The organism is Nonomuraea salmonea (genome assembly GCF_042428605.1).
Taxonomy (GTDB): Bacteria; Actinomycetota; Actinomycetes; order Streptosporangiales; family Streptosporangiaceae; genus Nonomuraea; species Nonomuraea salmonea.
In genome coordinates this window covers 1,049,434-1,064,139 of the sequence record NZ_JBHMCF010000003.1, presented here as the reverse complement: position 1 = coordinate 1,064,139, position 14,706 = coordinate 1,049,434, and the positions used below count along the sequence as shown (strand labels likewise).

16 protein-coding genes are annotated in these 14,706 nt (G+C 66.7%); all 16 read left to right on the top strand.

Features of this window, described 5'->3' with window-relative positions; translation table 11 throughout:
- The first annotated feature begins 185 nt into the window (after positions 1-185).
- On the top strand, positions 186-4,061 hold the full coding sequence (locus ACFFR3_RS06050) for a DNA-directed RNA polymerase subunit beta' (RefSeq protein ID WP_364364544.1): 3,876 nt from the start codon (positions 186-188) through the stop codon (positions 4,059-4,061).
- 510 nt (positions 4,062-4,571) lie between these two features.
- Positions 4,572-4,946: a 30S ribosomal protein S12 gene (gene rpsL / locus ACFFR3_RS06045; protein ID WP_020542315.1), complete on the top strand. Its 375-nt coding sequence runs from the start codon at positions 4,572-4,574 to the stop codon at positions 4,944-4,946.
- A complete protein-coding gene (gene rpsG, locus ACFFR3_RS06040; protein ID WP_020542314.1) occupies positions 4,946-5,416 on the top strand; it encodes a 30S ribosomal protein S7 in 471 nt (156 codons plus the stop codon). Before rpsL ends, rpsG begins: the two co-directional genes overlap by 1 nt.
- Before the next feature lie 84 nt (positions 5,417-5,500).
- Positions 5,501-7,549 carry an elongation factor G gene (gene fusA / locus ACFFR3_RS06035; protein ID WP_379482722.1) on the top strand — a complete coding sequence of 683 codons (2,049 nt, stop codon included), beginning with the start codon at positions 5,501-5,503 and terminating at the stop codon, positions 7,547-7,549.
- A gap of 153 nt (positions 7,550-7,702) precedes the next feature.
- On the top strand, positions 7,703-8,896 hold the full coding sequence (gene tuf, locus ACFFR3_RS06030) for an elongation factor Tu (RefSeq protein ID WP_345395632.1): 1,194 nt from the start codon (positions 7,703-7,705) through the stop codon (positions 8,894-8,896).
- A gap of 304 nt (positions 8,897-9,200) precedes the next feature.
- Positions 9,201-9,509 (top strand): 30S ribosomal protein S10, encoded by a 309-nt coding sequence (rpsJ, locus tag ACFFR3_RS06025; protein ID WP_012887830.1) that lies wholly within the window; start codon positions 9,201-9,203, stop codon positions 9,507-9,509.
- A 14-nt stretch (positions 9,510-9,523) separates the two neighbouring features.
- A complete protein-coding gene (gene rplC, locus ACFFR3_RS06020; protein ID WP_345395635.1) occupies positions 9,524-10,177 on the top strand; it encodes a 50S ribosomal protein L3 in 654 nt (217 codons plus the stop codon).
- Positions 10,174-10,821: a 50S ribosomal protein L4 gene (gene rplD / locus ACFFR3_RS06015; RefSeq protein WP_345395638.1), complete on the top strand. Its 648-nt coding sequence runs from the start codon at positions 10,174-10,176 to the stop codon at positions 10,819-10,821. The genes rplC and rplD overlap by 4 nt, the downstream gene beginning before the upstream one ends.
- Positions 10,821-11,123, top strand: a complete 303-nt coding sequence (gene rplW, locus ACFFR3_RS06010; protein WP_345395641.1) for a 50S ribosomal protein L23 — start codon at positions 10,821-10,823, stop codon at positions 11,121-11,123. Before rplD ends, rplW begins: the two co-directional genes overlap by 1 nt.
- Before the next feature lie 106 nt (positions 11,124-11,229).
- Positions 11,230-12,066 carry a 50S ribosomal protein L2 gene (gene rplB, locus ACFFR3_RS06005; RefSeq protein WP_111180890.1) on the top strand — a complete coding sequence of 279 codons (837 nt, stop codon included), beginning with the start codon at positions 11,230-11,232 and terminating at the stop codon, positions 12,064-12,066.
- 11 nt (positions 12,067-12,077) lie between these two features.
- The gene (rpsS, locus tag ACFFR3_RS06000; RefSeq protein ID WP_049572698.1) at positions 12,078-12,356 is read left to right on the top strand and encodes a 30S ribosomal protein S19; all 279 of its coding nucleotides are present in this window, start codon (positions 12,078-12,080) and stop codon (positions 12,354-12,356) included.
- Positions 12,357-12,380: 24 nt separating this feature from the next.
- Positions 12,381-12,734, top strand: coding sequence for a 50S ribosomal protein L22 (rplV, locus tag ACFFR3_RS05995; RefSeq protein WP_103960883.1), 354 nt, complete (start codon positions 12,381-12,383; stop codon positions 12,732-12,734).
- On the top strand, positions 12,734-13,576 hold the full coding sequence (rpsC, locus tag ACFFR3_RS05990; protein WP_355425609.1) for a 30S ribosomal protein S3: 843 nt from the start codon (positions 12,734-12,736) through the stop codon (positions 13,574-13,576). The genes rplV and rpsC overlap by 1 nt, the downstream gene beginning before the upstream one ends.
- A 2-nt stretch (positions 13,577-13,578) precedes the next feature.
- A complete protein-coding gene (gene rplP / locus ACFFR3_RS05985) occupies positions 13,579-13,998 on the top strand; it encodes a 50S ribosomal protein L16 (protein ID WP_111180887.1) in 420 nt (139 codons plus the stop codon).
- Entirely contained in the window at positions 13,998-14,234 is a 237-nt protein-coding gene (gene rpmC, locus ACFFR3_RS05980) for a 50S ribosomal protein L29 (protein WP_043623744.1), read from the top strand. Before rplP ends, rpmC begins: the two co-directional genes overlap by 1 nt.
- Complete coding sequence (gene rpsQ, locus ACFFR3_RS05975; protein ID WP_345395660.1) at positions 14,227-14,526, top strand: 30S ribosomal protein S17; 300 nt, start codon at positions 14,227-14,229, stop codon at positions 14,524-14,526. Before rpmC ends, rpsQ begins: the two co-directional genes overlap by 8 nt.
- Positions 14,527-14,706 lie beyond the last annotated feature (180 nt).

Genomic DNA, 14,706 nt, shown 5'->3' with positions numbered 1-14,706 from the left:
CAAGGTGCTGATCAAGGAGATGCAGTCGCTGTGCCTCAACGTCGAGGTGCTCTCCAGCGACGGCATGTCCATCGAGATGCGCGACACCGACGAGGACGTCTTCCGCGCGGCGGAGGAGCTCGGTATCGATCTGTCCCGGCGTGAGCCGAGCAGCGTGGAAGAAGTCTGAGGGGGAGATCGCACAAATGCTGGACGTCAACTTCTTCGACGAGCTTCGGATCGGGCTGGCGACGGCCGACGACATCCGTCAGTGGTCGCACGGCGAGGTCAAGAAGCCGGAGACGATCAACTACCGCACCCTCAAGCCGGAGAAGGACGGGCTCTTCTGCGAGAAGATCTTCGGTCCGACCCGCGACTGGGAGTGCTACTGCGGTAAGTACAAGCGAGTCCGGTTCAAGGGCATCATCTGTGAGCGCTGTGGCGTCGAGGTGACGCGCGCCAAGGTGCGTCGTGAGCGGATGGGCCACATCGAGCTGGCCGCGCCGGTCACGCACATCTGGTACTTCAAGGGCGTCCCGTCGCGCCTCGGCTACCTGCTCGACCTCGCCCCGAAGGACCTGGAGAAGGTCATCTACTTCGCGGCGTACATGATCACGCATGTCGACACCGAGCTGCGTGAGCGTGACCTGCCCTCGCTGGAGGCGAAGATCTCCGTCGAGCGGCAGCACATCGAGCAGCGCCGTGACGCCGACATCGAGACCAGGCAGAAGAAGCTCGAGTCCGACCTGGCCGAGCTTGAGGCCGCCGGCGCCAAGGGCGACCAGCGCCGCAAGGTGCGTGAGGGCGCCGAGCGCGAGATGCGTCAGCTGCGCGACCGCGCGCAGCGCGAGCTCGACCGCCTCGACGAGGTCTGGAGCCGCTTCAAGAACCTCAAGGTCCAGGACCTCGAGGGCGACGAGCTGCTCTACCGCGAGATGCGTGACCGCTTCGGCCGCTACTTCAAGGGCGGCATGGGCGCGCAGGCGATCCAGGACCGTCTGATCAGCTTCGACCTCGACGCCGAGGCCGAGAACCTGCGCGAGACCATCCGCAGCGGCAAGGGCCAGAAGAAGGCCCGCGCGCTCAAGCGGCTCAAGGTCGTGTCGGCGTTCCTCAACACGACCAACTCGCCGCGCGGCATGGTGCTCGACTGCATCCCGGTCATCCCGCCGGACCTGCGCCCGATGGTGCAGCTCGACGGTGGCCGGTTCGCGACCTCCGACCTCAACGACCTCTACCGCCGGGTCATCAACCGGAACAACCGCCTCAAGCGTCTGCTCGACCTCGGTGCGCCCGAGATCATCGTGAACAACGAGAAGCGGATGCTGCAGGAGGCCGTCGACGCGCTGTTCGACAACGGCCGTCGCGGTCGCCCGGTCACCGGTCCCGGCAACAGGCCGCTGAAGTCCCTCAGCGACATGCTGAAGGGTAAGCAGGGTCGCTTCCGCCAGAACCTTCTGGGCAAGCGCGTCGACTACTCCGGCCGTTCGGTCATCGTCGTCGGCCCGCAGCTCAAGCTGCACCAGTGCGGTCTGCCCAAGCAGATGGCGCTGGAGCTGTTCAAGCCGTTCGTGATGAAGAGGCTGGTCGATCTCAACCACGCCCAGAACATCAAGTCGGCCAAGCGGATGGTCGAGCGCGCCCGCCCCGTGGTGTGGGACGTGCTCGAAGAGGTCATCACCGAGCACCCGGTCCTGCTCAACCGCGCGCCGACGCTCCACCGCCTGGGCATCCAGGCGTTCGAGCCGCAGCTCGTGGAGGGCAAGGCCATCCAGATCCACCCGCTCGTCTGCACCGCGTTCAACGCGGACTTCGACGGCGACCAGATGGCGGTGCACCTGCCGCTGTCGGCTGAGGCCCAGGCCGAGGCACGCATCCTGATGCTCTCGACCAACAACATCCTCAAGCCGGCCGACGGCAAGCCCGTCACCATGCCGACCCAGGACATGGTGATCGGCCTCTACTGGCTGACCACCATGAAGGAGGGCGCCAAGGGTGAGGGCCGCGTGTTCGGCTCGATCGCCGAGGCGCAGATGGCCTTCGACCGCCGCGAGCTGGAGATCCAGGCGAAGATCCAGATCCGGCTCAAGGACGTCCTGCCGCCGCGTGACTGGGTGGCTCCCGAGGGCTGGGAGCAGGGTGACCCGATCCGGCTCGAGACCACGTTCGGGCGGTGCCTGTTCAACCAGACGCTGCCGGACAGCTACCCCTTCGTCGACTTCCAGGTCGGCAAGAAGCAGCTGTCGACGATCGTGAACGAGCTGGCGGAGACCTACCCGAAGATCGAGGTCGCCAACTCGCTCGACGCGCTCAAGGACGCCGGCTTCCGCTGGGCGACCCGCTCCGGTGTCACGATCTCGATCGAGGACGTCGTCGCGCCCCCGAACAAGACCGACATCATGGAGAACTACGAGCGCCGGGCCGACAAGGTCCAGCGCGAGTACGAGCGTGGTCTGATCACCGACGAGGAGCGCCGTCAGGAGCTCATCGAGATCTGGACCCACGCCACGGCCGACGTCGAGACCGACATGGTCAACGCCTTCCCGGCGACCAACCCGGTCTGGATGATGGTCAACTCCGGCGCCCGTGGTAACAAGATGCAGGTCCGGCAGATCGCCGGCATCCGTGGTCTGGTGTCCAACACCAAGGGTGAGACGATCCCGCGGCCGATCAAGGCCTCGTTCCGCGAGGGCCTGTCGGTGCTGGAGTACTTCATCTCCACCCACGGTCAGCGGAAGGGTCTGGCCGACACCGCCCTGCGTACCGCCGACTCGGGTTACCTGACCCGTCGTCTGGTCGACGTCGCCCAGGACGTCATCGTGCGCGAGATCGACTGCGGCACCGACCGCGCGGTCCCGCTCCACGTGGCCGACCGCGACGCCTCGGGCAACCTGGTCAAGGCGGAGAACGCCGAGTCCAACGTGCACGGCCGCATCCTGGCCGAGGACGTCGAGGTCGACGGCAAGGTCATCGTCCCGGCGGGCGTCGACATCAACGACATCCACGTGACGAAGCTGGTGGAGGCGGGCGTCGAGACCGTCCGCACCCGCAGCGCGCTCGTCTGCGAGGCCAAGATCGGTGTCTGCGCGACCTGCTACGGCCGCTCGCTGGCCACCGGCAAGCTCGTGGACGTCGGCGAGGCGGTCGGCATCATCGCCGCCCAGTCGATCGGTGAGCCCGGCACGCAGCTGACGATGCGGACCTTCCACACCGGTGGTGTGGCGGGCGCCGACATCACCCACGGTCTGCCGCGTGTCACGGAGCTGTTCGAGGCGCGCATCCCCAAGGGTGTCGCCCCGATCTCCGAGGCCGAGGGCCGGGTCAGGATCGACGAGACCGACAAGACCAGGAAGATCGTGATCACCCCCGACGACGGGTCGGAGGAGATCGCCTACCCGGTCTCGATGCGTTCGCGCCTGCTCGTGCAGGAGGGCCAGCGCGTCACGGTCGGCCAGCAGCTGGTGGCCGGTGCGGTCAACCCCAACGAGGTGCTGCGCATCCTCGGCCCGCGGGCCGTGCAGCTGCACCTGGTGGCGGAGGTCCAGCAGGTCTACCGCTCGCAGGGTGTGTCGATCCACGACAAGCACATCGAGATCATCGTGCGGCAGATGCTCAAGCGCGTGAACGTGCTGGAGTCCGGTGACACCGACCTGCTGCCCGGCGAGCTCGTGGAGCGTCCGCGCTTCGAGCAGATGAACCGCGAGACGGTGGCGGAGGGCGGCTCGCCGGCCGCCGGCCGTCCGGTCCTCATGGGCATCACGAAGGCGTCGCTGGCCACCGAGTCGTGGCTGTCGGCGGCCTCCTTCCAGGAGACGACCAGGGTGCTGACGGACGCGGCGATCCACGCCAAGTCCGACTCACTGCTGGGCCTGAAGGAGAACGTCATCATCGGTAAGCTCATCCCGGCCGGTACGGGCATGCCCCAATACCGCAACATCCGGGTCGAGCCGACCGAGGAGGCCAAGGCGGCGATGTACACCGTCGGTGGCTACGACGGCTCCGCGGCCGACTACACCTTCGGCACCGGCAGCGGCGAGGCCGTGCCGCTGGAGGAGTACGACTTCGGCCAGTACAACCGGTAAGACGGCTCAGGGCGGCGCGCCCGGGTCCCTCGGTGAGGGGCCCGGGCGCGTCCCTTTTCCGGGCCGCTCACAGGCGCGTACGTAGTCATCCGGCGTGGAGTGGGACAAAACACGGTTACGGTCAGGTGGCGGTTCGCTGACTTGGGGACGGGACACCCTGAGGGCCTATATCATTGGTCCGGAGCTGTGGATGGGCTGGATGAGATAGGCCCAGGCGACCCGGAGTGGCAAGGCTTGCCCGCATTGCCGCGCCGTTTTGACGTGTCGCCAGGGCCTGGGTAGTCTTGAGCATCGTGCCCGTCTTCTAACGGGCTCTCGACCGTGCGCTCAATTGCGGGCGCGGGACGGCTTCCTGGCTCGTAATCCTCGCGGACGTGTCTGTGCGAATAGCGCGACACGCCCGAGCGCGGGGGCACCGAGACAAGAAAAACCAGCAGGTCATGACACCGGCAGTACCTGCGATGCAAGACCCATGACGTAACACCGGCCAAGGCACGAAACGGAGTGGCAGTGCCCACTATTCAGCAGTTGGTCCGCAAGGGCCGGCAGGACAAGGTCTCCAAGACCAAGACTCCTGCCCTCAAGGGGAGTCCGCAGCGGCGCGGCGTGTGCCAGCGCGTTTACACCACCACCCCGAAGAAGCCCAACTCGGCACTGCGCAAGGTGGCCCGCGTTCGGCTCACGAACGGCATCGAGGTCACGGCTTACATCCCCGGTGTGGGCCACAACCTGCAGGAGCACTCCATCGTGCTCGTGCGTGGCGGTCGTGTGAAGGACCTGCCTGGTGTTCGCTACAAGATCATCCGCGGTTCGCTCGACACCCAGGGTGTCCGCAACCGCAAGCAGGCCCGTAGCCGCTACGGCGCGAAGAAGGAGAAGAGCTAATGCCGCGTAAGGGTTCTCCTGGCCGCCGTCAGCTGATGGCTGACCCGGTTTACAGCTCGCCGCTGGTGACCGCCCTGATCAACAAGGTGCTTCTGGACGGCAAGCGCTCCATCGCGCAGTCGATCGTCTACGGCGCCCTTGAGGGCTGCAGGGAGAAGACGGGCAACGACCCGGTCGTCACCCTGAAGCGTGCGCTTGACAACGTCAAGCCGACCCTCGAGGTCCGCAGCCGTCGCGTCGGTGGCGCGACCTACCAGGTGCCGGTCGAGGTGCGCGCCGCGCGCAGCACCACCCTGGCCCTGCGCTGGCTGGTGCAGTACTCCCGCGCCCGCCGCGAGAAGACCATGACCGAGCGCCTCATGAACGAGCTCCTCGACGCCAGCAACGGCCTCGGGGCGAGCGTGAAGAAGCGCGAGGACACCCACAAGATGGCCGAGTCCAACAAGGCCTTCGCCCACTACCGCTGGTAGTGGATCCGACGAGACGACGAGGACGCGAGAGAAGTGGCCACCACGACCGCTCTTGACCTGGCCAAGGTCCGCAACATCGGGATCATGGCCCATATCGACGCGGGCAAGACCACCACGACCGAGCGCATCCTGTTCTACACCGGTATCAACTACAAGATCGGTGAGGTCCACGAGGGCGCTGCCACGATGGACTGGATGGAGCAGGAGCAGGAGCGCGGCATCACCATCACGTCTGCCGCGACGACGTGCGAGTGGCTCGGTCACACCATCAACATCATCGACACTCCCGGCCACGTCGACTTCACCATCGAGGTGGAGCGTTCGCTCCGCGTCCTCGACGGGGCCGTCGCCGTCTTCGACGGTGTCGCGGGTGTCGAGCCCCAGTCGGAGACGGTGTGGCGGCAGGCTGACCGCTACAACGTCCCGCGCATCTGCTTCGTGAACAAGATGGACCGGGTCGGCGCGGAGTTCCACCGCTGCGTCGACATGATGATCAGCCGTCTGGGCGCCACGCCGGCCGTCATCCAGCTTCCGCTGGGTGTCGAGGCCGACTTCAAGGGCGTCATCGACCTGATCACGATGAAGGGCCTCGTCTGGAGCGCCGAGGCGGCCAAGGGCGAGATGTACGACACCGTCGACATCCCGGCCGACCACGCCGACGCCGCCCGCGAGTGGCGTGACCGGCTCATCGAGACCGTCGCCGAGAACGACGACGAGCTGATGGAGCTCTACCTCGAGGGCACCGAGCCCACCGAGGAGCAGCTGGTCGCGGCGATCCGCCGGGCGACCCTGTCCAGCGCCATCAACCCGGTCCTGTGCGGCACCGCGTTCAAGAACAAGGGCGTGCAGCCCCTGCTCGACGCGATCGTCGCCTACCTCCCCGCCCCGACCGACATCCCGTCCTTCAAGGGTCACGCGGTCGGCAACGAGGAGAAGGTCATCGAGCGGCACGCCGACCCGGCCGAGCCCTTCTCGGCGCTGGCGTTCAAGATCGCGAGTGACCCGCACCTGGGCAAGATCACCTACATCCGCATCTACTCGGGCACGCTCGAGGCCGGTTCACAGGTCGTCAACTCTGTGAAGGGCAAGAAGGAGCGGATCGGCAAGATCTACCAGATGCACGCGAACAAGCGTGAGGAGCGCCCGTCGGCGATCGCCGGCCAGATCGTCGCGGTCATGGGTCTCAAGGACACCACGACCGGCGACACCCTGTCCGACCCGTCGAACCAGGTCGTGCTCGAGTCGATGACGTTCCCGGCTCCGGTCATCAACGTCGCCATCGAGCCCAAGACCAAGGGCGACCAGGAGAAGCTGTCCACCGCCATCCAGCGGCTGGCCGAGGAGGACCCGTCCTTCCAGGTCCGCCGTGACGAGGAGACCGGTCAGACGGTCATCTGGGGCATGGGCGAGCTTCACCTGGAGATCCTCGTCGACCGCATGCGTCGCGAGTTCAAGGTCGAGGCCAACGTGGGCCGCCCGCAGGTGGCTTACCGCGAGACCATCCGCCGCAAGGTGGAGAAGATCGACTACACCCACAAGAAGCAGACCGGTGGTTCCGGTCAGTTCGCGCGGGTGATCATCGACCTCGAGCCGCTGGGCGAAGGCAACGACGGCTACGAGTTCGAGAACAAGGTCACCGGTGGCCGCGTCCCGAGGGAGTACATCCCGTCGGTCGACGCCGGCGCCCAGGAGGCCGCCGAGTTCGGCGTGCTGGCCGGTTACCCGATGGTCGGCGTGAAGGTGACGCTGACCGACGGTGCGGCCCACGACGTTGACTCCTCGGAAATGGCGTTCAAGATCGCTGGCTCGATGGCCTTCAAGGAGGCCGCGCGCAAGGCGGACGCCGTGCTCCTCGAGCCGATGATGGCCGTCGAGGTGACCACGCCCGAGGACTACATGGGTGATGTCATCGGTGACCTCAACGGTCGCCGCGGGCAGATCCAGTCGATGGACGAGCGGGCCGGCGCCCGTGTCGTCCAGGCGCTCGTGCCGCTGTCTGAGATGTTCGGCTACGTGGGTGACCTGCGTAGCAAGACGCAGGGGCGCGCGAGCTACAGCATGCTGTTCGACTCCTACGCGGAGGTGCCTCCGGGCATCGCCAAGGAGATCGTCGCGAAGGCCCGGGGCGAGTAGTTTCCGGTCCGGCCGCGCGAGCGGACGGACCGGGCTCACGTCCTGGTCCCTGGTGCGGTGGTCACAGCGGCCGCCGCACCGCCAAGGGGTTCGGAATCTCCCGGGCCCGAGTGTGTAGACGAAAGTCAGTCAGATTCTCTAAGGAGAGAACCAGTGGGCAAGGCCAAGTTCGAGCGGAACAAGCCGCACATGAACATCGGCACCATTGGGCACATCGACCACGGCAAGACCACGCTGACCGCGGCGATCACCAAGGTGCTCCACGACCGTTACCCTGAGCTCAACGCCGCCACGCCGTTCGACAAGATCGACAAGGCGCCGGAGGAGAAGGCTCGCGGCATTACGATCTCCATCGCGCACGTCGAGTACCAGACCGAGAAGCGCCACTACGCGCACGTCGACTGCCCTGGTCACGCCGACTACGTGAAGAACATGATCACCGGTGCCGCTCAGATGGACGGCGCCATCCTCGTGGTCGCCGCCACCGACGGCCCGATGCCGCAGACGAAGGAGCACGTCCTCCTGGCCCGCCAGGTCGGCGTCCCCTACATCGTCGTGGCCCTCAACAAGGCCGACATGGTCGACGACGAGGAGATCCTGGAGCTCGTCGAGCTCGAGGTCCGTGAGCTCCTGTCCGCTCAGGAGTTCCCCGGCGACGACCTGCCCGTCGTCCGCGTCTCCGCCCTCAAGGCTCTCGAGGGTGACGAGAAGTGGGCCGACAGCATCATCGAGCTCATGAACGCCGTGGACGAGAACGTCCCCGAGCCGCCGCGTGACACGGAGAAGCCGTTCCTCATGCCGGTCGAGGACGTCTTCTCGATCACCGGTCGCGGCACCGTCGTCACCGGTCGTATCGAGCGCGGCATCGTCAAGGTCAACGAGCAGGTCGACATCATCGGCATCAAGCCGGAGAAGACCACGACCACCGTCACCAGCATCGAGATGTTCAACAAGATGCTCGACGAGGGTCACGCGGGTGACAACGCCGCCCTGCTGCTCCGCGGCATCAAGCGCGACGACGTCGAGCGCGGCCAGTGCATCATCAAGCCGGGCACGACCACTCCGCACACCGAGTTCACCGGCCAGGTCTACATCCTGTCCAAGGACGAGGGCGGCCGCCACACGCCGTTCTTCAACAACTACCGCCCGCAGTTCTACTTCCGTACGACGGACGTGACCGGCGTGGTGAACCTCCCCGAGGGCACCGAGATGGTCATGCCGGGCGACAACACCGAGATGCGCGTTGAGCTGATCCAGCCCATCGCCATGGAGGAAGGCCTCAAGTTCGCGATCCGTGAGGGTGGCCGCACCGTCGGCGCCGGTCGGGTCACGAAGATCATCAAGTAGCCAGACCGTTGGGGCGGCGGTCGGCCCCGGGCTCCGGGACCGACCGCCGTACCACGTCACAGCCGGAACCCGCCCGCGAAAGCGGGCGGGGGCCGGCGGCGAAAGGCCCCATGCAAGGCGCCGTGATCCAGCAGTGGCTTCGGCCGGCAAGCATCACGTGACCGAAGTCACTGCCGGATCACGGAAGAAAAGGCAGATCGACTACGTCTGCCTCGTGGGGTTACGCAGGCTTCGACCTGCACGAACAGCGGCAACAGGCCGCACGATACTTTTTCAGACGACAGCGAAGGACACCGAGGCCACTATGGCGGGACAGAAGATCCGCATCCGGCTTAAGGCCTATGACCACGAGGTCATCGACAGCTCGGCCAAGAAGATCGTCGAGACGGTGACGCGGACTGGCGCGAAGGTCGCGGGCCCGGTGCCGCTGCCGACCGAGAAGAACGTGTACTGCGTCATCCGCTCGCCGCACAAGTACAAGGACAGCCGCGAGCACTTCGAGATGCGCACGCACAAGCGGCTGATTGACATCATCGACCCGACCCCCAAGACGGTCGACTCGCTCATGCGGCTCGACCTCCCCGCGGGTGTCGACATTTCGATCAAGCTCTGAGGGAACGCACTGACATGGCTAAGACGATCAAGGGCGTCCTGGGCAAGAAGCTCGGCATGACCCAGGTCTTCGACGCGGACAACCGGATGGTGCCGGTGACCGTGGTCGAGGCCGGTCCGTGCGTGGTGACCCGCGTCCGCACTCCTGAGAAGGACGGCTACTCCGCCGTACAGCTCGGCTTCGGGCAGGTCGACCCCCGGAAGGTCAACAAGCCGCTCGGCGACTACCTGCGTAAGCACGACATCACCCCGCGCCGTTACTTCGCGGAGATCCGCACCGACGACGCGAGCGACTACACCCTGGGCCAGGAGCTGCTGGCCGACACTTTCGAGGCCGGCCAGTTCGTCGACGTGACGGGCAAGAGCAAGGGCAAGGGCTTCGCCGGTGTCATGAAGCGGCACGGCTTCGGTGGTCTGGGCGCGTCGCACGGTACGCAGCGCAAGCACCGCTCGCCGGGTTCCATCGGTGGCTGCGCCACCCCGGGCCGCGTTTTCAAGGGTCTGCGCATGGCCGGTCGGATGGGTAACGTCCGCACCACCGTGCAGAGCCTGAAGGTTCACTCCGTCGACGCCGAGAACGGTCTCATCCTGATCAAGGGTGCGATCCCCGGCGCCAACGGCAGCCTGGTCCTCGTCCGCACCGCTGCCAAGAAGGGGGCATCCAAGTGAGCACCACTATCGACGTCCTCGACGCCAGCGGCGCGAAGACCGGCACCGTCGACCTGCCCGAAGACATCTTCGGCGCGAAGGTCAACGTTCCTCTGATCCACCAGGTGGTCGTGGCCCAGCTCGCCGCTCGCCGGCAGGGCACCCACAAGGCCAAGACCCGTGGTGAGGTCTCCGGCGGCGGCAAGAAGCCGTACCGCCAGAAGGGCACCGGCCGCGCCCGTCAGGGCTCGACCCGCGCGCCGCAGTTCGCCGGCGGTGGCACCGTCCACGGCCCCGTGCCGCGCGACTACTCGCAGCGCACGCCCAAGAAGATGAAGGCCGCCGCCCTGCGCGGCGCCCTGTCCGACCGGGCCGGCGGCGGTCGCGTCCACGTGGTGAGCTCGCTGGTCTCGGGCGAGACGCCCAAGACCAAGGCCGCCCTGGAGGCTCTGCGCAAGATCACCCAGGCTCCGCGCGTCCTCGTCGTGGTCGACGCGGACGACGAGCTGAGCTGGCTGAGCCTGCGCAACGCTCCGGAGGTCCACCTGCTGGACGCCGGGCAGCTCAACACCTACGACGTGCTCGTGGCCGACGACGTGGTCTTCACCCAGGAGGCGTACGACCAGGTCGTGGCGCGGCTGAGTGGCGGGAAGGAAGACGCCTGATGGAGAAGATCGCCGACCCGCGCGACATCATCATCAAGCCGATCGTCTCTGAGAAGAGCTACGGCCTGATCGATGAGAACAACAAGTACACGTTCCTGGTGAAGAAGACCGCGAACAAGACCCAGGTCAAGATCGCCGTTGAGCAGATCTTCGGGGTCAAGGTCACCAGCGTGAACACCATCAACCGGCAGGGCAAGCGCAAGCGGACCCGTACCGGCTACGGCAAGCGTCCCGACACCAAGCGCGCGATCGTGAGCCTGGTAGAGGGCGATCGGATCGACATCTTCGGTCAGATCGGCTAGCAGCCATAGGAATGAGCGCGGGCCGCAGGGTCACGCGCGGGGTGAGACCGTCGCACTCCGGTGCGGCGGGCTCACCCATGTAACCGACGAAGGATGAACGAAAAAGATGGGCATCCGTAAGTACAAGCCGACGACTCCAGGTCGCCGCGGGTCGAGTGTCTCGGACTTCTCCGAGATCACCCGCAGCACGCCTGAGAAGTCGCTGCTTGCGCCCCTTCACAGCAAGGGCGGCCGCAACGTACACGGCCGAGTCACCGCTCGCCACCAGGGCGGCGGTCACAAGCGCGCCTACCGGATCATCGACTTCCGTAGGCATGACAAGGACGGCATCCCGGCCAAGGTCGCTCACATCGAGTACGACCCCAACCGCACCGCCAACATCGCTCTGCTGCACTACGCCGACGGCGAGAAGCGCTACATCATCGCGCCGACCGGCCTGAAGCAGGGCGACCGAATCGAGAACGGCCCCGCTGCCGACATCAAGCCGGGCAACTGCCTGCCGCTGCGCAACATCCCGACGGGTACCTTCATCCACGCGGTGGAGCTCCGTCCGGGCGGCGGCGCCAAGCTCGGCCGCTCCGCGGGCGCTCAGATCCAGCTGCTCGCCAAGGAAGGCCAGTACGCCACCCTGCGTATGCCGTCCGGTGAGATGCGCATGGTCGACGTGCGCTGCCGGGCGACTGTCGGCCAGGTCGGCAACGCCGAGCAGGCCAACATCAACTGGGGCAAGGCCGGCCGTATGCGGTGGAAGGGCAAGCGCCCGACCGTTCGCGGTGTCGCGATGAACCCCGTCGACCACCCGCACGGTGGTGGTGAGGGCAAGACCTCCGGTGGTCGCCACCCGGTGAACCCGAAGGGCAAGCCCGAGGGCCGCACCCGCCAGGCCAACAAGTCCAGCGACCGGCTGATCATCCGTCGTCGGAGCAAGAGGAAGAAGCGGTAGGAGCAGCCGAGATGCCACGTAGCCTTAAGAAGGGTCCCTTCGTGGACGAGCACCTTCAGAAGAAGGTGGACGTCCAGAACGAGAAGGGCACCAAGAACGTCATCAAGACGTGGTCGCGGCGCTCCATGATCGTTCCCGACATGCTCGGGCACACGATCGCCGTGCACGACGGCCGCAAGCACGTCCCGGTGTTCGTCACCGAGTCCATGATCGGCCACAAGCTCGGAGAGTTCGCCCCGACGCGGACGTTCCGCAGCCACGTCAAGGAAGACCGCCGCAGCCGGCGGTAAGCGTCCCGGAAGTAGGAGAAAGCGATGGAAGCCAGGGCTCAGGCGCGGTTCGTCCGTGTCACGCCCCTCAAGGCCCGCCGCGTGGTGGACCTTATTCGCGGGCTGCCCGCTTCGGAGGCGCAGGCCGTGCTGCAGTTCGCTCCCCAGTCGGCGAGCGAGCCGATCTACAAGGTGCTCAGCAGCGCCATGGCGAACGCTGAGCACAACTTCGATCTCGACCCCAGCACGCTCGTCGTGAGCCGCGCGTGGGTCGACGAGGGCCCGACGCTGAAGCGGTTCCGTCCGCGTGCCCAGGGTCGTGCCTATCGGATCAACAAGCGGACGAGCCACATCACTGTGATCGTGGAGTCCCGCGAGCCGAAGGGAAGGACCCGATAGTGGGCCAGAAGGTTAACCCGCACGGGTTCCGCCTCGGCATCACGACCGACTTCAAGAGCCGGTGGTACGCCGACAAGCTGTACAAGTCGTATGTCGCCGAGGACGTCGCGATCCGCCGCATGCTGCAGAAGGGCATGGAGCGGGCCGGCATCTCCAAGGTCGAGATCGAGCGCACCACGGACCGCGTGCAGGTGGACATCCACACCGCGCGTCCGGGCATCGTGATCGGCCGCCGTGGCGCCGAGGCCGACCGCATCCGCGGCGACCTGGAGAAGCTGACCAAGAAGCAGGTCCAGCTCAACATCCTCGAGGTCAAGAACCCGGAGATCGACGCGCAGCTCGTCGCGCAGGGCGTCGCCGAGCAGCTGTCCAGCCGTGTCTCGTTCCGCCGCGCCATGCGCAAGGCGATGCAGTCGGCCATGAAGTCCGGCGCCAAGGGCATCCGTGTCCAGTGCTCCGGTCGTCTGGGCGGCGCCGAGATGTCGAGGTCGGAGTTCTACCGCGAGGGCCGCGTGCCGCTGCACACGCTCCGCGCGGACATCGACTACGGCTTCTACGAGGCCCGTACGACCTTCGGCCGGATCGGCGTGAAGGTCTGGATCTACAAGGGCGAGGCTCCGACCAGCCGCGCCGAGCGCGAGGCGGCCGCCGCCGGCGCTCGTGCCGGCCAGCGTCGTGACCGCGACGACCGTCGTGGTGGCGGCGACCGTCCGCGTCGTGGTGGCGGTGACCGCCCCCGTCGTGGTGGTGGCCGCGGCGACCGCGCCCCCCGTAACGAGGCGGCCGCGCAGGCCGCCCCTGAGACCGGCCCGGCTGCTCAGCCGGGTGCTGAAGGGAGCTGACCATGCTGATCCCGCGCAGGGTCAAGCACCGCAAGCAGCACCGGCCTGACCGCAGCGGAGCCGCCAAGGGCGGCACCAGGGTCGTGTTCGGCGAGTTCGGCATCCAGGCGATTGAGCACTCCTACGTGACCAACCGCCAGATCGAGTCCGCTCGTATCGCCATGACCCGTCACATCCGCCGTGGCGGCAAGGTGTGGATCAACATCTACCCCGACCGTCCCCTGACGAAGAAGCCGGCCGAGACCCGCATGGGTTCCGGTAAGGGTTCTCCGGAGTGGTGGATCGCCAACGTCAAGCCCGGACGCGTGATGTTCGAGCTGTCCGGCGTGGCGGAGCCGGTCGCGCGCGAGGCGCTTCAGCGTGCGATCCACAAGCTGCCTATGAAGTGCAAGATCGTTAAGCGTGAAGTGGGTGAGGCGTGATGGCTAAGGGCCTGACCGCCGGCGAGCTGCGGCTCGAGGACGAGGAGACCCTCGTCCAGAAGCTGAAGGAGGCGAAGGAGGAGCTGTTCAACCTCCGCTTCCAGGCGGCGACCGGTCAGTTGGAGAGCCACGGGCGGCTGCGGGCCGTCCGCCGCGAGATCGCCCGTATCTACACCGTGATGCGCGAGCGTGAGCTCGGCATCGTCACGGTCGAGAAGGAGACGAGCGATGGCTGAGACCGAGACCACTGAGACCACCGAGAGCGCGGAGAAGGACCAGCGGCACTTCCGCAAGGTCCGCGAGGGCCTCGTCGTCAGCGACAAGATGGACAAGACCGTCGTCGTCGCCGTCGAGGACCGCGTCAAGCACCGCCTCTACGGCAAGGTCATCCGCAGGACGACCAAGTACAAGGCGCACGACGAGTCCAACGCCTGCGGCGTCGGCGACCGCGTGCTGCTGATGGAGACCCGCCCCCTCTCCGCCACCAAGCGGTGGAGGGTCGTGGAGATCCTCGAGAAGGCCAAGTAAGGCTTTCTCCGCCATACCGCGCCTCGTGGGGGCTCTCAGAGCCCCCATGACGGCGTCCAAGGACGCGAGGCCCGCGGGCCTCGCGTCGCCTGCGGTGCGGCGCCCTAGGGGCGCTGTGGCCGTGGGAACAAGACAATGACAGGTTCCGCCAGGCTCAGCGATGAGAACCGGCGCGACTAA

Bases quoted from the DNA above. Each gene is read 5' to 3' on its own strand.
- ACFFR3_RS06050 (WP_364364544.1), top strand. From the start codon at position 186: ATGCTGGACGTCAACTTCTTCGACGAGCTTCGGATCGGGCTGGCGACG.
- rpsG (WP_020542314.1), top strand. From the start codon at position 4,946: ATGCCGCGTAAGGGTTCTCCTGGCCGCCGTCAGCTGATGGCTGACCCG.
- fusA (WP_379482722.1), top strand. From the start codon at position 5,501: ATGGCCCATATCGACGCGGGCAAGACCACCACGACCGAGCGCATCCTG.
- rpsJ (WP_012887830.1), top strand. From the start codon at position 9,201: ATGGCGGGACAGAAGATCCGCATCCGGCTTAAGGCCTATGACCACGAG.
- rplC (WP_345395635.1), top strand. From the start codon at position 9,524: ATGGCTAAGACGATCAAGGGCGTCCTGGGCAAGAAGCTCGGCATGACC.
- rplW (WP_345395641.1), top strand. From the start codon at position 10,821: ATGGAGAAGATCGCCGACCCGCGCGACATCATCATCAAGCCGATCGTC.
- rplB (WP_111180890.1), top strand. From the start codon at position 11,230: ATGGGCATCCGTAAGTACAAGCCGACGACTCCAGGTCGCCGCGGGTCG.
- rpsS (WP_049572698.1), top strand. From the start codon at position 12,078: ATGCCACGTAGCCTTAAGAAGGGTCCCTTCGTGGACGAGCACCTTCAG.
- rplV (WP_103960883.1), top strand. From the start codon at position 12,381: ATGGAAGCCAGGGCTCAGGCGCGGTTCGTCCGTGTCACGCCCCTCAAG.
- rplP (WP_111180887.1), top strand. From the start codon at position 13,579: ATGCTGATCCCGCGCAGGGTCAAGCACCGCAAGCAGCACCGGCCTGAC.
- rpmC (WP_043623744.1), top strand. From the start codon at position 13,998: ATGGCTAAGGGCCTGACCGCCGGCGAGCTGCGGCTCGAGGACGAGGAG.
- rpsQ (WP_345395660.1), top strand. From the start codon at position 14,227: ATGGCTGAGACCGAGACCACTGAGACCACCGAGAGCGCGGAGAAGGAC.